At 63.7% G+C, this 21,067-nt stretch carries 19 protein-coding genes and 4 tRNA genes; 18 read left to right on the forward strand and 5 right to left on the reverse strand.

Features of this window, described 5'->3' with window-relative positions; genetic code table 11:
- The first annotated feature begins 130 nt into the window (after positions 1-130).
- The 6 genes from E0702_RS00005 to E0702_RS00030 all read left to right on the forward strand — a co-directional run bounded on the left by E0702_RS00005 (position 131) and on the right by E0702_RS00030 (position 6,911).
- Positions 131-2,563 carry a Lon protease family protein gene (locus E0702_RS00005; protein ID WP_132040920.1) on the forward strand — a complete coding sequence of 811 codons (2,433 nt, stop codon included), beginning with the start codon at positions 131-133 and terminating at the stop codon, positions 2,561-2,563.
- A complete protein-coding gene (locus E0702_RS00010) occupies positions 2,553-3,332 on the forward strand; it encodes a universal stress protein (protein WP_165927453.1) in 780 nt (259 codons plus the stop codon). Before E0702_RS00005 ends, E0702_RS00010 begins: the two co-directional genes overlap by 11 nt.
- Positions 3,333-3,704: 372 nt before the next feature.
- Complete coding sequence (locus E0702_RS00015) at positions 3,705-4,286, forward strand: YqhA family protein (RefSeq protein WP_132040922.1); 582 nt, start codon at positions 3,705-3,707, stop codon at positions 4,284-4,286.
- An 89-nt stretch (positions 4,287-4,375) separates the two neighbouring features.
- On the forward strand, positions 4,376-4,888 hold the full coding sequence (locus E0702_RS00020) for a hypothetical protein (protein WP_132040923.1): 513 nt from the start codon (positions 4,376-4,378) through the stop codon (positions 4,886-4,888).
- A gap of 64 nt (positions 4,889-4,952) precedes the next feature.
- Positions 4,953-5,426, forward strand: coding sequence for a TerB family tellurite resistance protein (locus tag E0702_RS00025; protein WP_132040924.1), 474 nt, complete (start codon positions 4,953-4,955; stop codon positions 5,424-5,426).
- Positions 5,427-5,666: 240 nt separating this feature from the next.
- Positions 5,667-6,911, forward strand: a complete 1,245-nt coding sequence (locus E0702_RS00030; protein ID WP_132040925.1) for an NAD(P)/FAD-dependent oxidoreductase — start codon at positions 5,667-5,669, stop codon at positions 6,909-6,911.
- A gap of 123 nt (positions 6,912-7,034) precedes the next feature.
- Here E0702_RS00030 and E0702_RS00035 read toward each other — a convergent pair whose 3' ends face one another.
- Positions 7,035-7,454 carry a hypothetical protein gene (locus E0702_RS00035; protein ID WP_132040926.1) on the reverse strand — a complete coding sequence of 140 codons (420 nt, stop codon included), beginning with the start codon at positions 7,452-7,454 and terminating at the stop codon, positions 7,035-7,037.
- 82 nt (positions 7,455-7,536) lie between these two features.
- Positions 7,537-8,433 carry a DMT family transporter gene (locus E0702_RS00040; RefSeq protein WP_132040927.1) on the reverse strand — a complete coding sequence of 299 codons (897 nt, stop codon included), beginning with the start codon at positions 8,431-8,433 and terminating at the stop codon, positions 7,537-7,539.
- A 125-nt stretch (positions 8,434-8,558) separates the two neighbouring features.
- Here E0702_RS00040 and pyrC point away from each other — a divergent pair, with 125 nt between their 5' ends.
- The 3 genes from pyrC (at position 8,559) to E0702_RS00055 (ending at position 11,300) form a co-directional block, all read left to right on the forward strand.
- Positions 8,559-9,593 (forward strand): dihydroorotase, encoded by a 1,035-nt coding sequence (gene pyrC, locus E0702_RS00045; RefSeq protein ID WP_132040928.1) that lies wholly within the window; start codon positions 8,559-8,561, stop codon positions 9,591-9,593.
- A 151-nt stretch (positions 9,594-9,744) separates the two neighbouring features.
- A complete protein-coding gene (locus E0702_RS00050) occupies positions 9,745-10,032 on the forward strand; it encodes a helix-turn-helix domain-containing protein (RefSeq protein ID WP_132040929.1) in 288 nt (95 codons plus the stop codon).
- Positions 10,033-10,034: 2 nt separating this feature from the next.
- Positions 10,035-11,300 (forward strand): type II toxin-antitoxin system HipA family toxin, encoded by a 1,266-nt coding sequence (locus E0702_RS00055; protein WP_240721622.1) that lies wholly within the window; start codon positions 10,035-10,037, stop codon positions 11,298-11,300.
- Here the strand turns inward: E0702_RS00055 and mtnN are convergent.
- From mtnN to folD, 3 genes are all read right to left on the reverse strand, one after another.
- A complete protein-coding gene (mtnN, locus tag E0702_RS00060; protein WP_132040930.1) occupies positions 11,297-12,034 on the reverse strand; it encodes a 5'-methylthioadenosine/S-adenosylhomocysteine nucleosidase in 738 nt (245 codons plus the stop codon). The genes E0702_RS00055 and mtnN overlap by 4 nt on opposite strands.
- Positions 12,031-12,495, reverse strand: coding sequence for an S-ribosylhomocysteine lyase (locus E0702_RS00065; protein ID WP_132040931.1), 465 nt, complete (start codon positions 12,493-12,495; stop codon positions 12,031-12,033). The genes mtnN and E0702_RS00065 overlap by 4 nt, the downstream gene beginning before the upstream one ends.
- A gap of 98 nt (positions 12,496-12,593) precedes the next feature.
- The gene (gene folD, locus E0702_RS00070; RefSeq protein WP_161422818.1) at positions 12,594-13,451 is read right to left on the reverse strand and encodes a bifunctional methylenetetrahydrofolate dehydrogenase/methenyltetrahydrofolate cyclohydrolase FolD; all 858 of its coding nucleotides are present in this window, start codon (positions 13,449-13,451) and stop codon (positions 12,594-12,596) included.
- 183 nt (positions 13,452-13,634) lie between these two features.
- Between folD and E0702_RS00075 the strand changes: the two genes are divergently transcribed.
- The 9 genes from E0702_RS00075 to E0702_RS00115 all read left to right on the forward strand — a co-directional run bounded on the left by E0702_RS00075 (position 13,635) and on the right by E0702_RS00115 (position 20,915).
- Positions 13,635-13,711: transfer RNA gene (locus E0702_RS00075), tRNA-Pro, on the forward strand.
- A 68-nt stretch (positions 13,712-13,779) separates the two neighbouring features.
- Positions 13,780-13,856, forward strand: a tRNA-Arg gene (locus tag E0702_RS00080).
- Positions 13,857-13,900: 44 nt separating this feature from the next.
- A tRNA-His gene (locus E0702_RS00085) sits at positions 13,901-13,975 on the forward strand.
- 64 nt (positions 13,976-14,039) lie between these two features.
- Positions 14,040-14,114 (forward strand) — tRNA-His (locus tag E0702_RS00090).
- Positions 14,115-14,418: 304 nt separating this feature from the next.
- Complete coding sequence (gene tig / locus E0702_RS00095) at positions 14,419-15,783, forward strand: trigger factor (protein WP_132040933.1); 1,365 nt, start codon at positions 14,419-14,421, stop codon at positions 15,781-15,783.
- 96 nt (positions 15,784-15,879) lie between these two features.
- On the forward strand, positions 15,880-16,500 hold the full coding sequence (gene clpP, locus E0702_RS00100) for an ATP-dependent Clp endopeptidase proteolytic subunit ClpP (protein WP_132040934.1): 621 nt from the start codon (positions 15,880-15,882) through the stop codon (positions 16,498-16,500).
- Positions 16,501-16,609: 109 nt separating this feature from the next.
- On the forward strand, positions 16,610-17,890 hold the full coding sequence (gene clpX, locus E0702_RS00105) for an ATP-dependent Clp protease ATP-binding subunit ClpX (protein ID WP_132040935.1): 1,281 nt from the start codon (positions 16,610-16,612) through the stop codon (positions 17,888-17,890).
- 169 nt (positions 17,891-18,059) lie between these two features.
- Positions 18,060-20,465 (forward strand): endopeptidase La, encoded by a 2,406-nt coding sequence (gene lon / locus E0702_RS00110; RefSeq protein ID WP_132040936.1) that lies wholly within the window; start codon positions 18,060-18,062, stop codon positions 20,463-20,465.
- Between the two features lie 177 nt (positions 20,466-20,642).
- A complete protein-coding gene (locus E0702_RS00115) occupies positions 20,643-20,915 on the forward strand; it encodes an HU family DNA-binding protein (protein WP_132040937.1) in 273 nt (90 codons plus the stop codon).
- The last annotated feature ends 152 nt before the right edge of the window (positions 20,916-21,067 follow it).

The raw sequence follows: 21,067 nt of genomic DNA on the forward strand, positions 1-21,067 counted from the left end.
TCGGGAGATCGACCACCCGATCCCAGTGGTCGAACGGTTCTATCACTGCTATCCGGGGATTAGGATCCTACTGCTCCATGGTAAGTAGTAGCAGTCGTCGCCAGGGATGATGCAGAAGGAGAAGAGCGTAATGGTCGAGCCGCTTGGCGCAGCAGAGGTGTTTCAGGCGTGTCCGGAGGAGGGGTTCCATTTCGAGCTCACCAGCGAGCTCGAGCCACTGGACCTGCTCGCGGGGCATGTTCGGGCCAGCCAGGCGCTGGCCTTCGGCACGGACATTCGCCGCGAGGGTTTCAACCTCTTCGTGCTCGGTCAGCCGGGGCACGGCAAGCACGATCTGGTGGAGCGCTATCTGATGCGGCGCTCGCGTGATGAAGCCTCGCCGCCGGACTGGTGCTATCTCTACAACTTCGAGGATCCCGCCACGCCGCTCTATCTCGAGCTGCCGTCGGGGTTGGGACGGCAGCTGCGCCGCGATATCGAGGCGCTGGTCGATGAGCTGCGCAGTGCGATTCCGGCGGTGTTCGAGCGGGACGAGTACCAGAATCGTCTGCAGGAGTTGAAGCAGGCGATGGGCGAGCGCCAGCGTGATGCCATCGAACAGGTGCGCCGCGAGGCTCGCGAGCAGGGCATCCTGCTGCTCTCGACGCCCAATGGCTTCACCTTCGCGCCGGCCCAGGGCGATAGCGACGAGATGGTGTCGCCACAGGAGTACGAGGCGTTGCCCAGGGAGGAGCGCGAGCGCCTCGAGCATACGGTGGAGATCCTGCAGCGCAAGCTCGCCCAGGCGATCCGCCGCATGCCGAAGCTGGCCAAGGCGCTGCGCGAGCAGATTCAGCAGCTCAACGAGGAGGTGCTGCAGGCGGCCATCGGCGCGCCGCTGGCGGAGCTCGAGGAGCGCTACCAGACGCAACAGGGCATCATCGATCATCTGGGGATGATTCGTGAAGCGATACTGGAGCACGCCGAGACGTTTGTGGCCGATGAGCCGGAGATTCCCCCGGAGGCGATCTTCAGTCGCTGCTATATCAACCTGCTGGTGGATAATGCCGATACCGAAGGGGCGCCGGTGATCTATCAGGACCTGCCGGGGCACCAGCATCTGGTGGGGCGTATCGAGCATCACGTGCATAACGGCACGCTGCTGACCGATTTCTCGCTGATTCGCCCCGGGGCGCTGCATCATGCCAACGGGGGGTATCTGGTGCTGGATGTTCGCGGCCTGCTGAGTCAGCCCGGGGCCTGGGAGACCCTCAAACGGGTGCTGCAGGCCGGTGAGATCCGCACCGAGTCGCTGGAGCAGGCCTATGGGTTGATCAGCACCGTTAGCCTGGAGCCCCAGCCGATACCGCTGGACGTCAAGATCGTGCTGCTCGGCGAGCGCCTGCTCTACTACCTGCTGTGTGAACACGACCCCGAGTTCCTGGAGCTGTTCAAGGTGCAGGTCGATCTCGAGGATGAGCTGGAGCGCAACGAGGAGAATCTGCTGCTCTATGCGCGGATGATCGCCACCCTGGCCCGGGAGGCGGAGCTGGCACCGCTCGACCGCAGCGGGGTGGCGGCGACCATCGAGCGCGCCGGCCGGCTGGCCGACGATCAGCAGCGGCTCACGGCGAGGCATCGCGACCTGCAGGATCTGCTGCTGGAGGCGGGGTACTGGGCGAGCGTGGAAGGGGCCCGCACGATCACACGGCCGCATGTGGAGAAGGCGGTCGTCCAGCAGTTGTGGCGCGCCGGGCGCATCCGCGAACGTAGCCAGGAGCAGATCGTCCGCGGCACCCTGATGATCGCCACCGAGGGGCGGGTGGTGGGGCAGGTCAATGGGCTGTCGGTACTGGCGGTGGGCGATGTCGCCTTCGGTCAACCGACCCGGATTACCGCCACGGCCAGGCCCGGCAGTGGCCAGGTGGTGGATATCGAGCGCGAGGCGCGCCTGGGCGGGCGCATCCACTCCAAGGCGGTGATGATCCTGTCGCGCTACCTGGCCGGCCGCTATGCCCGGGAGTCGACCCTGTCGCTGTCGGCGAGCCTCGCCTTCGAGCAGTCCTACGGTGGGGTCGAGGGGGACAGCGCCTCGGTGGCGGAGGTGTGCGCGCTGGTCTCGGCCATCACTCGGGTGGGGCTCGATCAGGCGTTCGCGGTCACCGGCTCGATCAATCAGCACGGCGAGGTGCAGGCGGTGGGGGGCGTCAACGAGAAGATCGAGGGCTTCTTCGATATCTGTCGCGCCCGGGGCGAGCTTGCCGGTCAGGCGGTGATCCTGCCGGCCAGCAATGTCGAGCACCTGATGCTCAAGGCCGAGGTGCGCGAGGCGATGGCGGCGGGCAAGTTCCGTGTCTATGCGGTGCGCCATGTGGATGAGGCCCTGGCGCTGCTGACCGGTGAGACCCCGGGAGAGGCCGATGGGGAGGGCAACTTCCCCGAAGCGAGCCTCAATGGTCGTGTGCAGGCGCGCCTGGCGGCCTTCCAGGCGGCGGTCAAGGCCGGCCCGGAAGGGCATGGCAATGACGAGAAGGCCACCGGTGATGGCGAGGAGGGGGAGATGGAGAGTGACGATGACGCCTGACCCCGAGAACCCATCAGCGGTGGCGCTGAGTGTCGAGATGCTTCGGGTACTGACGCTGCTGGATGACTCGCGCCAGGGAGTGGCGGCCCTCGAGGCGGCGGTGCTGCTGGCCGAACAGGTGAGTGCGGAACTGGTGGCGCTGTATGTGGAGGACCAGAACCTGCTGCAGTGTGCCGGCTTCCCCTTTTCGCGCGAGATTGGCGCGAGCAGCGGGGTGGTGCGCCCCCTCAGCCTGGAGCGACTGGAGTCGAGCCTGTTGCACCAGGAGCGCCGAGTGGCGCGGGCGCTGGAGCGGGCCGCGGCGGGCAGGGCGCTGCGTCATCGCCTGCAGGTCAGCCGCGGGCAGGTGGCAAGCGAGGCCCTGGCCGAGGCCGCGCCGGGCGATGTGCTGTTCCTGGGCAAGGCCGGACTCTCGGCGCGCTGGGGTAGCCGCCTGGGCTCCACCAGCCGGCGTCTTGTTCTCGAGGCTCCCTGCACGGTGGTGATCTGGGATGAGCGTCATCCGCCGACGCCCGGCCCGCTGCGCTACTTCCGCGGCGAGGCGCCGGCGCTGCCCTGGGGGGAGACGCCCCGGGAGGCGGTGCGGTGGCATCCACTGTTCGTGGGGCGCGAGGAGCTCGCCATCATGGAGGCGCCAGCCCTCGAGGCGTTCCTGGGCCAGGCGCGGCGTGGGGCGCTGGCCATGACGCGTGAACGCCTGATCCTTCTGCTTGAGCAGGATGCCGAGCTGCTGGCCAGGATCCCGGTGCCTATCGTGGTGGTGCCATGATCCGTTCTTGTATTTGATTCATCGCAGACTGACCTTAAACCTCTAGGTAGAAGGGATGCTCCGCTACCCACTGGGCATTTCGCCACCCTGTGGGAGGCCGGGTTTCCCGGGCGATGGCGCCGACAGGCGGCCGTACCTTGTGGGAGGCCGGTTTTCCCGGGCGATGGCGCCGGTAGGCGCCCGTTAGTCTTGCCGCATTCTTCTGGTCCATCCGGGGAGGCCGTTGGCCTCCATTCGCCCGGCAGAGCCGGCCTCCCACGCAGAGCCGGCCTCCCACGCAGAGCCGGCCTCCCACGATGCATCGCCGGGCTATCTCTCCGAGGGGCAGCCGGTGGTATCGTAAACATCGAAACCTCATCGCCGGGAACTACCATGTCTTTAAACTCCAGCCAGTCAGCGAAGCACCAGGGAGAGAGCCAGACCCAGGCGAAGAGCTCCCGTTACGAGCGTGCCTTCGAGCGCTTCCTGTGGAAGAGTCGCCTGCTGGTGATGCTGGCGGTGGTGCCGAGTCTGCTGGGTTCCCTGGTGCTTTTTATTATCGGCACCCTGGATATCGTCACGTTGGCGATTGATGCTGGCGCCTACTATCTGCTGGGTGGGCAGCCGGACATTCACGACAGCGTGGTGCCGCGCGTCGTGCTGGCCGTGGATATCTATCTGGTGGCCATCGTGCTGCTGATCTTCGGCCTTGGGGTGTATCGGCTGTTCGTGTCGCCGATCGAGCCGGCCGAATCGCATCCGGCGTCAAATCCCTTCAATGTCGCTACGTTCGACGAGCTCAAGGACAAGATCGCGCGGGTGGTCATCCTGGCGGTGATCATCGAGTTCTTCCGCGCGGTGGTGGATATCACCTTCGAGACACCACTCGACGCGATCTATCTGGCGCTCTCGGTGCTGGCCCTGGCGGCCGCTCTTTTCCTGATGAGCCGCGCCCATCGCTCTCACCATGACTAGAGGCCTCGGCGCCTGGCCCGCGCGCCGCCGCCCGCGGCCTGCCGGCTCTGTGGCACAATATCCGGTCCGTGAATCGACAAGGATCGCCAATGGCGTATGTGCTGGTGATGGGCGGTCTCGCCCTCTCGGTTAGCTTTACCCTGGGCTGGGCGCTGTGGCGCCTGGTGCGTGGGGCACTGGGCTGGTTGGGCGGCTCCAGCTCGGGGGGTACCAAGATCAAGCCCAAGGCCCGCAAGCCCGCGACCAGAAAGCCGGCGAGCAAGGCACCCGCCAAGTCATCTGCCGCCAAGTCATCTGCCTCCAGGCCATCCAACGCCAAGAGCGCGGCGCCTCGCAAGGCGGCTACCCAGCAGCCTGCCAGGCCCTGCGAACCCTGGGGCCTGACCCGCTGGCTGGCGGCGAACCGCTCCCTGCTGCCTCTTTCCAGCCTGGCCCTGATGCTCTACGCCTTCGGCCGCCTCGTGGTATTCGGCCTGCAGCACCGCCCGGTGGAAGCGCCGGCCTCCTTTGCCCAGGTGGTCATGGTGATTGGCTGGGTGGCGGCGGGGCTGCTTGGCCTGGCACTGGTTTCCCTGCTGGCCCGCTGGCGGTGTCGGGAGTGACGAGGACTGCGAACCCGCATAACGTTGGCGAGTCTCACCGAGGAAGCGACCGAAGGAGAAACTTGTGCTAGCCAATATTCAGCGATTCTTTCAGCAGATGCTCTCGGAGGAGGGCGACGGTGCCGGGCGTGAGACGCCGAGCCTGGAGCTGGCCGCCGCGGCGCTGCTCTGCGAGGTGATTCGCGCCGACTACGAGGTCAGCCCGGATGAGCTCGAGACGCTGCGTGATCAGCTGCGGCGCCATCTGAGTGTCGGTGAGGAGGCGGTCGATGAGCTGATGGCATTGGCCCAGCAGGAGGTCGAGGGGGCCGTCGATCACTATCAGTTCGTCTCGCTGATCAAACAGCATTACGACTACCCCCGTCGCTGCGAGCTGGTGCGCATGATGTGGGCGCTGGCGCAGGCGGACGGTGAGCAGCATCATCTGGAAGAGCACCGTATTCGCCAGCTGGCCGAGCTGCTGCACGTCAGCCACGGCGACTTTATTCGCGCCAAGATCCAGGTGCAGCAGGGGGATGAGGATAACGGCGGCGGATGAGGAGGAGTGATCTGAAACTTTTTACAGATCTGGGATATCCGCCTGAATCCAGATGATAAAACGGAAAGAATTCATGTTTAGGGGCAATTATTTGGCAGCCTTGTCTGTCGGTGAAACGTTATGATGCCCTGAGAACGCGGCCACCCAGGCGCCAGTTGGCTTGGTGGCAGGGAAGCGTCAATTATTGAGTGGGTCTCACCCCTTGGTGAGGCCTGCATTTCTTTCCAGGAGGTGTTGGTGATGTCTCGTGAAATCGTGGTTCTTGGGGCCGGCATGGTCGGCGTATCGGTGGCCTGGCATCTGGTGCGCCAGGGGCATTCGGTGACGCTGGTGGACCGACGAGAGCCGGGACGCGAGACCTCCTTCGGCAATGCCGGCATCATCCAGCGCGAGTCGGTGCGGCCCTATGCCTTTCCACGCGACCTCGGCACGCTGATGCGCGTGCTGCCCAACCGCGAGGTGGATATTCGCTATCGCCCGGCGGGCATGCTGAGCGCCATGAGCCCGCTGCTTCAGTACTGGCTCAACTCCGGCAAGACCCGCTACGCCAAGATCGTGCCGGAGTATGCGTCGCTGATCATGCGCTGCCTGGAGACCCATGCCCCGATGATCGAGGCCGCCGGGGCCGATCACCTGGTGCGGCGCGACGGTTGGCTCGAGCTCTACCATACCCAGAAGGCCTTCGACGCGCGTATCGTCGAGGCCCGCGAGAACCGCGAGCTCTACGGTGTCGAGTTCGAGGTCCTGGATGCCGCTGGCCTCTATGATATGGAGCCCCACCTCAAGAAAGGGCTGGTGGGCGCCATCCACTGGACCCAACCCTGGACCGTCGCCGATCCCGGCGCGCTGGTACAGGCCTACGCCGAAAACTTCGAGCAGCAGGGCGGCCGCTTTCTGAAGGCCGAGGTACAGGGTGTCGAGAAGGGTGGCAAGGGGTGGAAGGTGACCACCGATCGCGAGTCGCTGGAGGCGGAGCAGCTGGTGGTGGCACTCGGTCCCTGGAGCGACAAGCTGCTCTCGCGCCTGGGCATCTCGGTGCCGCTGTTCGTCAAGCGTGGTTACCATATGCACTACGCCAGCGCCGACGACAACGCTCGTCTCAACCACTGGATCATGGATGCCGAGACCGGTTTCCTGCTCGAGCCGATGCGGGCCGGGATTCGTCTGACCACCGGGGCCGAGCTGGCCGATCTGGAGGCGCCACCCAAGTTCAAGCAGCTCAAGGCGGCGGAGCAGGCGGCGAGAAAGATCTATCCGCTGGGTGAGCGGCGCGATCCCGAGCCCTGGAAGGGCGCACGCCCCTGCCTGCCGGACATGAAGCCGATCATCGGGCCGGCACCCAGGCAGGAGGGAATGTGGCTGGCCATCGGTCATGGTCATCAGGGCTTCACCCTGGGGCCGGTGACCGGCCTGCTGCTTAGCCAGATGATGGCCGGCGAGACACCTGAGGTGGATATGGCGCCCTTCAGCGCCACACGCTTCTAATCGGGACACTCCCCACCCAAGCCGGGACAGTCCTCACCCAAGCAGGAGCAGTCGCCATCCCCACGGGGACTGTTCCGCAGAAGCTATCTCGCTGGAGGCCAATGTAAACAGCGCCGCAGGGCCCTATGCCTTGCGGCGCTGTTTTACCTGGTGGGTGGCCAGCTTGGCTACCAGTGTGACGATAAACACCAGCCAGCCGGCGGTGGCCATCACGTTGAACAGCAGCAGCTTCTGCACGCCGCCAAGCGGCGCGAAGATCAGCTCGAAGGTGATGCCGAGCATAAAGGCGAGGAACAGCGGCAACGCCAGGATATGCATCCACATCTCGGTACGGCGCTTCCTGACGTGATAGCGGCGCAATAGAACCCGGGTAGGCCGGTGCACGAAGGTGACCAGCACGGTGGTGCCGAGCAGCAGCAGGGCCGCCAGGGTGGGCTGCAGGTTGCCGAGGTGAGCCGACAGGCTGATCGACCAGTACACGACCAGCCACATCAAGCCGGCCATGATGGCTGCCAGATCGGCATAGTGGCGAGCCTTGGGCATCTTCTCTCTCCCTGGAATCTGGCCGCATGATACGGGATATCCTGGCTACCTGGCGAGTGGCTGCTTGCTCCCGGGGCGTGTGCTACCCGGCGAAGCGCAGCACCAGCTTGCGGACCCAGTACCAGCGATTGATCAGCAGGGCGGTGAAGATCAGCGAACAGCCGGCCAGTTGCAGCAGGGTCATGGTCTCGCCGTACCAGGCGGCGGCCAGCAGCGCCGTCCAGACCGCCTCGAGCATCAGGATGACCGCGGCATGGCTCGGGGTGGTGAGGCCCTGGGCGTGGATCTGCAGGAAGAAGCGCAGGGTGCTCGAGAGCAGGATGCTGGCCGCCAGCCAGCCCAGGATATCGCCGCCGATGCGGGCCGGCCAGGGTTCGATCAGCGCCGAGGCCAGGCTGAGCAGAATGCCGACGATGGTGAGCTGGATGGCGGTAAGCGGCAGGGCGGGGAGGTGGCGTACCACCCGTGTGTTGATGTTGATCAGCAGCGAGAAGAGCAGCGCCGAGGTGGCGATCAGCCACTGGCTGGGTTCGAGTCGCAGGCCGGCGTTGAGCGACAGCAGGCCGAAGCCGACCAGGGCGACGGGCAGGGCGATCCAGGTGGAGCGCGGCGGGCGGTCACCGAACAGCAGGCGGGCCACCACCGGCACCAGCAGGATGCCGAGACTATTGATGAAGGCGCTCTCGCCCAGATGGCGGGAGTGGAAGAGCCCCATGACCCAGAAGCCGATGGCGGCACTGAACAGCAGGCCCACGCCGGCGCTGGTGACCAGGTCGCGTCGGCGCAGACGGCGCAGGGCGGGAAGGGCGAACAGCACCAGGATCATCCCGGCGACCAGGAAGCGTGTGCCGATAAACAGCAGCGGCGGCATGCCGCCAAGGGCCTCCTTGGAGAAGATCCAGCCGGCGGCGGCGAGCAGGGTGACGGTCAGCAGCAGCAGGTCGGCACGCAGCGGGCTGCGCTCCATGGGGTCGGTCATAGGGTGTCCGGTGAAGCAGCGAAACCTACATGTTAGCAGACTATACGATTCGCCGTTCTGCCATGCTCGGTGGCATCCGGTATACTGGCGCCATAGCAAGCTAACCCCTCAACACAGGATCCGCCGTGACTACCCTGACCCTGACTCGCCCCGACGACTGGCACCTTCACCTGCGCGACGACCAGGCGCTGGCCGCCGTGGTCGAGGCCTCCGCCCGGCAGATGGGGCGTGCCATCATCATGCCCAACCTGACGCCGCCGGTGACCACCACCGAACAGGCGCTGGCCTATCGCGAGCGGATCATGGCGGCGCTGCCCGAGGGGAGCCGCTTCGAGCCGTTGATGACCCTCTATCTTACCGATAACACGCCCGCCGAGGAGATCGAGCGGGCCCACGCCAGCGGCCTGATCCAGGCGGTGAAGCTCTATCCCGCCGGTGCCACCACCAACTCCGCCTCCGGGGTGACCGACCTGGCGCACTGCGATGACGCCATCGCCGCCATGGCGAGACTGGGTATCCCGCTGCTGATGCACGGCGAGGTGACCGACGCCGAGATCGATATCTTCGATCGCGAGGCGGTGTTTATCGAGAAGGTGCTCAAGCCGCTGCTGGAGCGCCACCCGAGCCTCCGCGTGGTGTTTGAGCATATCACCACCGCCGAGGCGGCCGAGTTCGTGGCCGCGGCGCCGGCCAATGTGGGCGCGACCATCACCGCCCACCATCTGCTGTTCAACCGCAACCATATGCTGGTCGGCGGCATTCGGCCCCACTACTACTGCCTGCCGATCCTCAAGCGCGAGCGTCACCGCGAGGCGCTGCTGGCGGCGGCCACCTCGGGCAGTCCGAAGTTCTTCCTGGGTACCGACAGTGCCCCCCATGCCCAGGGGGACAAGGAGAGCGCCTGTGGCTGTGCCGGTGCCTACACCGCGCCGGCGGCGATCGAGTACTATGCCACCGCCTTCGAGCAGGCCGGCGCCCTGGATCGCCTGGAAGGCTTTGCCAGCCACCACGGACCCGATTTCTACGGCCTGCCGCGCAACGCCGACACCGTCACCCTGGTGCGCGAGCCCTGGCAGCTTCCCGAGTCGCTGCCTTATGTCGGCGACGCGCGCATCGTGCCGCTGATGGCCGGCGAGACGCTGGCGTGGAAGCTGATGTAGCAACGACCCACGTAAACCTTCAGCGTGATGGGGTGGTCACCACCCGATTTTCGACTCTCGATTTTCGACTCTCGATTTTCGACTCTCGTCATGGCGATGCATCATATATGTTGCTATTGTTAAGAAAAAGCAGCGTATATGGTGCATTTTGATGAGCCTCCATGATGATCTAGTGCATCGCCGGCGTGACCTGGGATTGACTCAGGCTCAACTCGCCGAGCGAATCGGCGTAACGCGCCAGCAATACCAACGCCTGGAGTGTGGCGGCAATCCGCGCCTGGACACCCTTCGGCTGGTAGCCGACGGTCTCAATGCGCGCCTGGCGCTGATTCCTCTGGAGAAGTGGTACGCCGTCAAGGCGCTGCTCGATGGGGAGAACGAGGGCGGCACTCCTCTCGATGAGGATCCTTGGCAGGGTTTGCTTGGCAGGGAGGAGTGAGGGTGGCCGACGAAAGTGTCGAAATGCTCTCCCTCTGGCTTCATGGCCATCGTGTTGGCTGGTTAGCCGGCTACCGTGGTGGGCGCAATGTACTGGTATTTGACGATGACTGGCGTCTCGACGAAGGGCGCCCCAGCCTGACACTATCGCTGATGCCTTCGGCGCCCCATGGTCGACGCTTGATGCAGGAGCCCTGGATGCGGCGTCAGCGGCTTCATCCCTGGCTATCGAATCTGCTTCCTGAGGGAGCGCTGCGCCACTGGCTGGCCGCCGAGTTCAAGGTGCATCCCGACAATGAGTTTCCTCTGCTGGCTGCACTGGGCCGTGATTTGCCGGGTGCTCTGGAAGTTGCTTCCGTGGCGCCCGATGAGATGCCGGCCTGGGTGTTGGTTCATCGGTCGAGTGTGACGCCTCAGCCGCGGCGGGTAACCGTGGGGCGTGGGTTTTCGCTGGCCGGTGTGCAGATGAAGTTTTCCATGCGCGAACAGGATGGTCGCTTCTTCGGGGCCGATGAGGTGCTGCCTGGTGACTGGATCCTCAAGCCCCCGTCGCCTCATCATCCTTGGCTTGTTCAGAACGAATATTCCGCCATGCGCCTGGCTCAGGCGGCTGGCGTCACGATTCCGGATATTCGCCTGGTCCCGCTCGAGTCACTTCACGGTCTGCCCCGCATCAATCTTCCTGATGAGCCGCTTGCCTATGCGGTCAAGCGATTCGACCGCGAAGGTTCTGGGCGTATACACGCCGAGGATTTTGCGCAGGTATTTTTTCGATATCCCTACGAGAAGTATGACGGTCCTAACTACGAGCAGGTCGGACGACTGCTGCGAGAGTTTTCGGCTGATGGACTGAGCTGTGTGCTGGAGATGGCGCGCCGGCTGCTGATCAACGTGCTATTGGCCAATGGCGATGCTCACTTGAAGAATTGGAGTCTCTGGTATCCGGATCGTTATACACCCCGTCTGTCGCCTGCTTATGACATCGTGATGACCAGGGCCTATCTACCCGATGAGCGTGGGGCGGCCCTGAACCTGAACGGCAAGAAGCGCTGGGATCTGCTGGGAAAAGAGGATTTTCGGCACTGGGCCGAGAGGGTGGGCGTAAGTTGGTCGCTTGTCTCGACTGCCCTTGATGAGACCATGGCAACGGTCCGATCCAGATGGCCCGCCCTATTGGCAACGCTGCCCATGGCAGAAGAGCACCAGTGCCTCCTGAGAGAGCACTGGCGTCGTCTATCGCCGGAGTGGCGGGTCGAGCCCCAGCGTTAGGCGCTGGCGGCTATTGCGCCATCACGCTGCCGATCGCCCAGGCGGGCCACCATCGCCTCGATCATCTTCGAGGAGTGCAGGGCGGCCTTCTCCAGGAACTCCTCGAAGGAGAGGTGGTTGTCGCCGCCGCCGGGGATATCCGAGAGGGCGCGGATCACCACGAAGGGGCAGCCGTAGAGGTGGCAGGTCTGGGCGATGGCCGCGGCCTCCATCTCGGCGGCGAGCATGGTGGGGAAGCGCCGACGGGTCTGGGCCACCAGATCGGGGCAGGCCATGAACACATCGCCGGTGGCGATCAACCCCTCGACCACCCGGACCTCGCCCAGCGCCTCGACACACTCCCGGGCCAGGTGAACCAGTCGCTCGTCGGGCAGATAGGCCGCCGGCATGTCGGGGACCTGGCCATGTTCGTAGCCGAACACCACGGCATCCACGTCGTGGTGGCGGACCTCGCTCGAGACCACGATATCGCCGATCTCGAGCCCCTCGCCGAAGCCACCGGCGGAGCCGGTATTGATGATCGCCTCGGGCTGGTACATGTCGAGCAGCAGGGTGGTGCCGACCGCGGCATTGACCTTGCCGATGCCCGACTGCAGGATCACTACCTCCACGCCATGCAGCCTGCCGCTGTAGAAGGTGCTGCCGACGTGGCTGTGGGTCTGGCACCCCTCGAGCAGGGAGGCGAGACGCTCCACCTCCTGGCTCATGGCGCCGATGATGCCGATGCGCTTCATGCGAAGATTTCCGTCCACTCGTTGCGCTTGGCCAGGAAGCCGCGGGCGATCTGCTTGGCCCCCTCGAGGCTGTGGCTGGCGGCCCAGCCGCACTGCATCTCGTTGCAGGCCGGCACCTCGTCGGCCTCGAGGACGTCCTTGAGGGTATTCTCGAGCAGGGTCAGCACGCCTTCGTAGTCGTCGTGGTTGATCATCGCGATGTAGAAGCCGGTCTGGCAGCCCATGGGGCTGATATCGACGACCTTGTCGGAGTGGTTGCGCGACAGCTCCGCCATCAGGTGCTCAAGCGAGTGCAGGCCGGGCATCTCCATATGGTCCTGGTTGGGCTGGCAGATGCGCATGTCGTACTTGTGGATGGTGTCGCCGCGCTCGCCGGTCTTGATATCGGCCAGGCGCACGTAGGGAGCCTTCACCTTGGTATGATCCAGGTTGAAGCTCTCGACGTTCATCTTGTCGCTCATCTTGATCTCCTCATTCTGTTTCGGGGCTGTTTCGGGGTCAGACCCCAACCCCCGGGGTCTGACCCCTGGGGGCCCCAGGGGAGCTACCCCAGGTAACGTTAACTGGCGTCGTGCATATCGGCGGCCTGCAGGGTGTTCTCCAGCAGGGTGGCCACGGTCATGGGGCCGACACCCCCTGGAACCGGCGTGATCCAGGCGGCACGCTCGGCGGCGGCCTCGAAGTCGACGTCGCCGATCAGGCGGCCATCCTCCTGGCGGTTGATGCCCACGTCGATGACGATGGCGCCCTCCTTGACCCACTCGCCCTTGACCAGCCCCGGCTTGCCCACCGCCACGATCAGCACGTCGGCACGGCGCACATGCGCCTCCAGGTTGCGAGTGAAGCGGTGGCAGACGGTGGTGGTGCAGCCGGCGATCATCAGCTCCAGGGCCATGGGGCGGCCGACGATATTGGAGGCGCCGACCACGGTGGCGTCGAGGCCACGCACCGCCAGGCCACTCTCCTCGAGCAGCGTCATCACGCCCTTGGGGGTGCAGGGTCTCAGCAGCGGCAGGCGCTGTGCCAGGCGGCCCAGGTTGTAGGGGTGGAAGCCGTCCACGTCCTTGTCGGGGCGAATGCGCTCGAGGATGGGGCGGGCGTCGAGGTGCTCCGGCAGGGGCAGCTGAACCAGGATGCCGTCCACGCTGGGGTCGTCATTGAGCTGGTCGACCAGCGTCTCGAGCTGTTGCTGGGTGGTCTCCGCGGGTAGCTGATGTCGAAATGACTCGATGCCGGCCTCGACGCAGGCGTTGTGCTTGTGACGCACATAGACCGCGGAGGCGGGGTCCTCGCCGACCAGGACGACCGCAAGCCCTGGCGTGCGACCCCCTGCTTCGCGGCGTGCCTGCACCTGGCGGGCTACCTGCTGGCGAACACGGGCGGCTATCGCTTTGCCATCGATCTGTTGCGCGGTCATCGAGGATCCTCTGAGTGGCCGGTAGTAAAGGTAAGGGCGTGATTTTCGCATGCCAAGCGGTCGAAACAAAGCGGGTGATATCAGCAAACTGTGTTCTGCCGCTTGACGGGCGAAGAAACTCGCGTAGAATACGCATCGCTCGACGAGGCCTGTGCGGCGGCGTCCAGCCCGCTTGATCGCCGTCGGAGTGTAGCGCAGTCTGGTAGCGCGCCTGCTTTGGGAGCAGGATGTCGGGGGTTCGAATCCCTCCACTCCGACCACAACTTCTTGAATGTCTTGCGGTTTTTTGGCACTCAGGGTTGCGGCGAGGCGACCTGGAACGTAGAATGCGCCCATGGCTCAATCGGATAGAGCAACGGCCTTCTAAGCCGTAGGTTGCAGGTTCGAGTCCTGCTGGGCGCGCCACCCGGTGCGGTAGCAGGCAGTCAGTACGAGCAGTTGTCGAAGTGGTGGATGTAGCTCAGTGGTAGAGCCCCGGATTGTGGCTCCGGTGGTCGTGGGTTCGATCCCCATCATCCACCCCACCTCGGCGTGCTGCAAGATCGAGTCAGTGCTGCAAGCTCAAGACGTTTCATTATCAAGACTATGGTGGATGTAGCTCAGTGGTAGAGCCCCGGATTGTGGCTCCGGTGGTCGTGGGTTCGATCCCCATCATCCACCCCATGTCTTTCGTCATCAGGTTGGCCCCTCTCTTTTGTTTTTCTGATGCTTATCATCCCGCCTAGCATGGGATGGATATCTCTTTCTTCTCGCTATTTCGATGTTTCTCGTGCGGTGTATCTTGCGCGGTCGCTCAGGCGTCGGCGTTTTTTGGCGTGGGTGCGCCGTTGGCCCTTGTAATCTCCCACAGTGCCCCCACATCTTTCGCCTCGGTGCTTGCCAGTGCCGGACGGGATTCATAAAATCACCCTTTTGATTTTCCATTCACGCAATCAACACAGTGCCCCCAGTCGGTAGAGGACATTTCATGCAAGTTTCCGTCGATACGACCTCCCAGATCGAACGCCGCATCACGGTCCAAGTGCCGGCCGCCGAAATCGATGAGGCCGTCAATACCCGTCTCAAGGATGCCGCCAAGAACGTTCGTATGGACGGTTTTCGCCGGGGCAAGGTGCCGATGACGGTGATCCGCCAGCGCTACGGCAGCGAAGTGCGCAACGAGGTGGTGGGCGAGGTGATGCGTGAGCGCTACGTTCGCGCCATTTCCGAGAACGAGCTCAACCCGGCCGGCCTCCCGCAGATCGAGGCCACCGTCAACGAGGCGGGCAAGGACCTGGAGTTCGTCGCGACACTGGAGATCTACCCCGAGATCACGCTGGCCTCCATCGAGGGTGCCGAGGTCGAGCGTCCGGTGGTCGAGGTGAGCGAGGCCGATGTCGACGAGATGATCGACACCCTGCGCAAGCAGAACGCCGAGTGGGAGGTGGTCGAGCGTGCCGCCGAGGATGGCGATCAGCTGACCATCGACTTCCAGGGCTTCCTGGGTGACGAGCCCTTCGAGGGCGGCAGTGCCGAGGGTCATGATCTGGTGATCGGTTCCGGCAGCTTTATCCCCGGCTTCGAGGAGCAGCTGATCGGTGCCACCGCCGGCGATGACAAGGAGCTCAAGGTCACCTTCCCGGAGGACTACCAGGCCGAGAACCTGGCCGGCCAGGAAGCGACCTTCAAGGTCAAGGTCCATGCGGTGAAGGGCCAGGCCCTGCCCGAGGTGGATGCCGAGTTCGTCAAGAAGTTCGGCGTTGACGACGGTGACCTCGACAAGTTCCGCGCCGAGGTCAAGAAGAACATGAGCCGCGAGGCCGAGCAGGCGGTGGACAACCGCGTCAAGCAGCAGGTGCTCTCCGCGCTGCAGAAGGCCAACGAGGTCACCGTGCCCCAGGCGCTGGTCCAGCAGGAGACCGATGGCCTCAAGCGTCAGGCGGCCCAGCAGTTCGGTCTGGGTGAGGACTTCGACGTCTCCCAGCTGCCCAACGAGCTGTTCGAGGAGCAGGCGCGCAGCCGTGTCGAGGTGGGCCTGCTGCTGGCCGAGGTGATCAAGGTCAACGAGCTCGAGGCCAGCGACGACGAGATCCGTGCCAAGGTGCAGGAGCTCGCCGAGCAGTATCAGGAGCCCGAGCAGGTGGTCGAGCACTACATGGGCAACGACCAGCTCAAGACTCAGGTCAAGTCCGCTATCCTTGAAGAGAAGGCCGTGGATGTGCTGCTCGAGCAGGCCAGCGTCAAGGATGTCGAGATGTCCTACCAGGACGTGCTGGCAGCCGCCCAGCAGCAGGAAGAGGTCGACGAGGAAGAAAGCAGCGAAGAGGCCGGCGAGGAAGAGCGCCAGGCCTGATCGATGTCTCCGCGCCCCGGCCAGTGCCGGGGCGCCGTTTCTCTTCGCTTCCCTTTATCGTCGCTTCCATTCATCGGATGCAAGGACAACACGCAGATGAGCAACGAGTTCGAGATCCAGAACGCCGGGGGCCTGGTGCCCATGGTGGTCGAGCAGAGCGCCCGTGGCGAGCGTTCCTACGACATCTATTCCCGCCTGCTCAAGGAGCGTGTGATCTTCCTGGTGGGTCCCGTGGAAGACTACATGGCCAACCTGGTGGTGGCACAGCTGCTGTTCCTGGAGTCCGAGAACCCGGACAAGGACATCCATCTGTACATCAATTCGCCGGGTGGCTCGGTGACTGCCGGCATGTCGATCTACGACACCATGCAGTTCATCAAGCCGGATGTCTCCACCGTGTGCATCGGCCAGGCGGCCAGCATGGGAGCGTTGCTGCTGGCCGGTGGCGCCGCGAACAAGCGCTTCTGCCTGCCCAACTCGCGCATGATGATTCACCAGCCGCTGGGTGGGTACCAGGGACAGGCGTCGGACATCGAGATTCACACGCGCGAGATTCTTGGCATCCGCGACAGGCTCAACCGCATCCTGGCCGAGCATACCGGTCAGGATATCGAGACGATCGCCCGGGATACCGACCGTGACAACTTCATGGACGGCAACCAGGCCGTGGAGTATGGCCTGATTGATGCCATGCTGGATAAGCGGCCCACATCCTGATAGCGTGATTTGCATGACACGCTGATTGTTCCCGGCGGCGCAGGCCGCCGTTGCGAGCTCGGTGGTGCCGGCTCTCGCGGGTGCCACCAACATGAAAAGAGGTAAGCGAATGGCTGACGGCAAAGGCAAGGACGACGGTGGCAAGCTGCTCTACTGCTCGTTCTGCGGCAAGAATCAGAACGAGGTGCGCAAGCTTATTGCCGGTCCGTCCGTCTATATCTGTGATGAGTGTGTCGACCTCTGCAATGACATCATTCGCGAGGAGGTGCTCGATGCCGATGCCGAGAGCGACGACGAGCGCCTGCCGACGCCCCGTGAGATTCGTCACACCCTCGACGACTATGTGATCGGTCAGGATCGCGCCAAGATGGTGCTGTCCGTTGCCGTCTACAACCACTACAAGCGCCTGAGCTCCGAGGTCAAGAAAGATGACGTCGAGCTGGGCAAGTCGAACATCCTGCTGATCGGCCCCACCGGCAGCGGCAAGACGCTGCTTGCCGAGACCATGGCGCGGCTGCTCAATGTGCCGTTCACCATCGCCGATGCCACCACGCTGACCGAGGCCGGTTACGTGGGCGAGGATGTCGAGAATATCATCCAGAAGCTGCTGCAGAAGTGCGACTACGATGTCGAGAAGGCCGAACGAGGCATCGTCTACATCGACGAGATCGACAAGGTGTCGCGCAAGTCCGACAACCCCTCCATCACTCGTGATGTCTCGGGCGAGGGCGTTCAGCAGGCGCTGCTCAAGCTGATCGAGGGCACCACTGCCTCGATACCCCCTCAGGGTGGGCGCAAGCACCCGCAGCAGGAGTTCCTGCAGGTCAACACCGGCAACATCCTGTTTATCGTCGGTGGTGCCTTCGCCGGCCTGGAGAAGGTGATACGTGATCGTGTCGAGAAGGGTGGCATCGGCTTCAATGCCGAGGTCAAGAGCAAGGACGACACCAGGCCGGTAGGTGATGTGCTGGCCACCGTGGAGCCCGAGGATCTGGTCAAGTTTGGCTTGATTCCCGAGTTTGTCGGCCGCTTGCCGGTGATCGCCACCCTGACCGATCTCACCGAAGAGGCGTTGATCGAGATCCTCACCGAGCCCAAGAACTCCTTGGTCAAGCAGTACGCCAAGTTGTTCGAGATGGAAAATGTGGAGCTCGAGTTCCGCGAGGATGCCCTGCGCGCGGTGGCCGTCAAGGCCATGACCCGCAAGACCGGCGCACGCGGCCTGCGCTCCATCCTCGAGTCGGTGCTGCTCGACACCATGTACGAGATCCCCTCGCTGGACGGTGTCAGCAAGGTGGTGATCGATGCCTCGGTGATCAGTGGCGAAAGCGAGCCGTTGTTGATCTATTCACAGCAGCAGGAAGCCGCTAGCGACGGTACCGACGGCTGAACGATCGGGGGTATCCCCCACGGGAGCGCCTTACCTCCATCACCGGCCTGGCCGGCTGGGGTCACGGTGGCTCCCGTTTTTTTTGGCGTGTCGCCTCCTGCCTTGCAATGTTATCCGGTCGCCCCCATTCCACGGGGCATCCCTTCGTTTTTCTTGAGGTACGTCTGCGATGCAGCAGAACGCTGATCAGACCCTGAGTCTGCCCCTTTTGCCGCTGCGGGACGTGGTCGTCTACCCGCAGATGGTCATTCCCCTGTTCGTGGGTCGCGAGAAGTCGATTCAGGCCCTCGATGCGGCCATGAGTGCCGACAAGCGGGTATTGCTGGTCGCCCAGCGTGAGGCCAGCAAGGACGACCCCGACCGCGATGATCTGTTTGCCATCGGTACCGTCGCGGAGATCATGCAGCTGCTCAAGCTGCCCGACGGCACCGTCAAGGTGCTGATCGAGGGAGTCTCGCGGGCCGATGTGGGCGAGCTGAATGACGGTGATGACTACACCAGCGCCGAGGCGTTGCTGCGTGAGAGCACGCCGCTTACCGAGCGTGAACAGGACGCTCTGGTGCGTGTGCTGCTCAATCAGTTCGAGCAGTACGTCAAGATGTCGAAGAAGGTACCCAACGAGGTGCTCAACTCGCTCTCCGGCATCGAGGACCCCAGCCGCCTGGTGGATACCATCTGTGCGCACCTGTCGCTGAAGATTGATGACAAGCAGCAGCTGCTTGAGATGGACAGGGTGCGCGATCGCATCGAGCACCTGATGGCGCTGATCGAGTCGGAGATCGACCTGCTGCAGGTCGAGAAGCGCATTCGCTCCCGGGTCAAGGAGCAGATGGAGAAGTCTCAGCGCGAGTACTATCTCAACGAGCAGATGAAGGCCATCCAGAAGGAGATGGGCGAGCTCGAGAACGTGCCCAACGAGGCCGAGAAGTATGAGCAGGCCATCGAAGACTCTGGCATGCCCAAGGAGGCACGCGACAAGGCCGTCCAGGAGCTGGGCAAGCTGAAGATGATGTCGCCCAACTCCGCCGAGGCCACCGTGGTGCGCTCCTATCTCGACTGGCTGGTGTCGGTGCCGTGGAAGAAGCGGACCCGGGTCAAGCATGACCTGCTCCACGCCCAGAAGGTGCTCGACGAGGATCACTATGGCCTTGACGAGGTCAAGGCGCGGATTCTCGAGTACCTGGCGGTGCACAAGCGGGTCAAGAAGCTCAAGGGGCCGGTGCTGTGTCTGGTAGGCCCCCCGGGGGTCGGCAAGACCTCGCTGGGCAAGTCCATCGCGCGGGCGACCAACCGCAAGTATGTGCGCCTGGCGCTGGGCGGGGTGCGTGACGAGTCCGAGATTCGCGGCCACCGCCGGACCTATATCGGCTCACTGCCAGGCAAGATCGTCCAGCGCATGTCCCGCGCCGGGGTCAGGAATCCGCTGTTCCTGCTCGACGAGGTCGACAAGATCGGCATGGACCATCGTGGCGATCCCGCCTCGGCGCTGCTCGAGGTGCTCGATCCGGAGCAGAACGACACCTTCAGCGATCACTACCTGGAGCTGGATTACGACCTCTCAGAGACGCTGTTCATCTGTACCGCCAACTCCATGAACATTCCCGGGCCGCTGCTCGATCGCATGGAGGTGATTCGTCTGCCCGGCTACACCGAGGACGAAAAACTCGCGATTGCCAAGCGCTATCTGGTGCCCAAGCAGCTCAAGGCCAACGGTTTCAAGGAGGACGAGCTGGCCTTCTCCGATGAGTCGCTGCTCGAGCTGATCCGCTACTACAGCCGCGAGGCCGGGGTGCGTGAGCTCGAGCGTCAGGTCGCCAAGGTCTGCCGCAAGGTGCTGCGGGTGCGTATCGAGAAGGAGAGCGAGGAGGGCGCTCAGGCCCCGATGCTGCTGGCCGCCACGGATATCGAGGAGTATGCTGGGGTGCGCCGTTACAGCTACGGGCTGGCCGACCAGGAGAATCAGGTGGGCCGCGTGACCGGCCTGGCCTGGACATCGGTCGGGGGCGAGCTGCTTAATATCGAGTCGGTGGTGACCCCTGGCAAGGGACGCATCAACAAAACTGGCTCGCTGGGTGATGTGATGAAGGAGTCGGTGAGTGCCGCCCACACCGTGGTGCGCGCGCGTGCCCTCTCCCTGGGGGTCGACCCCGATCGCTTCGAAAAGGAAGACCTGCATATCCATGTGCCTGAGGGGGCGACCCCCAAGGATGGTCCCAGTGCCGGCATCGGCATGGTGACCGCCATGGTCTCGGCCTATACTGGGCGCCCGGTGCGCTGTGACGTGGCGATGACCGGTGAGGTCAACCTGCGTGGTGAAGTGATGCCGATCGGTGGTCTGAAGGAGAAATTGCTGGCCGCCAGGCGTGGTGGTATAAAGACCGTGCTGGTGCCCGAGGAGAACCGCCGGGACCTCAAGGAGGTGCCGGAGAATATCAAGGAGGCTCTCGATATCATACCGGTGCGCTGGATCGATGAGGTGCTCGAGGTTGCATTAGTAAAAAAGGATGAAGAGCCCAAAGAGGATTCTCATTCAGAAGAAACCTCGTCAGCGCAGTCAATGATCAGTACGCATTAAGGTCGATTTTCCCACCATTACTCTGTCTAAAGCCTTGTATGGTGGGGCTCTGCCTTGAATGTTGCTTGACAGCACTTTCCCCGCATTGCTATAAATTGGCCTATGCTGTGATCGTGCTTGTCAATTGCAAAGCCGGTTCGATTAGGGCCAATTTCCGAAAAAGTCAAGGGGTGAAGTGTGAACAAGTCTGAGCTGATCGAAGCCATCGCCGCGTCTGCCGATATTCCCAAGGCTTCCGCCGCGCGTGCCCTGGATGCCATGGTGGATTCCGTGACGGAAAGCCTGAAGAAGGGCGACAGCGTCTCTCTGGTCGGCTTCGGGACCTTCCATGTGAAGGAGCGTGCAGCGCGTACCGGTCGTAACCCCCAGACTGGTCAGCCGATCGAGATCAAGGCGGCCAAGGTTCCCGGCTTCAAGGCCGGCAAGGCGTTGAAGGATTCCGTCAACTAACTGTCGCCGAGCTGGAGTCGCGCAGCTTGCGCCGCTGATGGTTCGCCGTTGATGGTTGATTGATACAGGCGCATCGCCCTCGGCGGTGCGCCTGTCCTCGTTATAGACTCCACCCTTTCCCAGTATTTCTCTTGAGGCAACACTTCCGAGGC

Origin of the sequence: Halomonas marinisediminis, from assembly GCF_004347715.1 — a bacterium.
GTDB lineage: Bacteria > Pseudomonadota > Gammaproteobacteria > Pseudomonadales > Halomonadaceae > Halomonas > Halomonas icarae.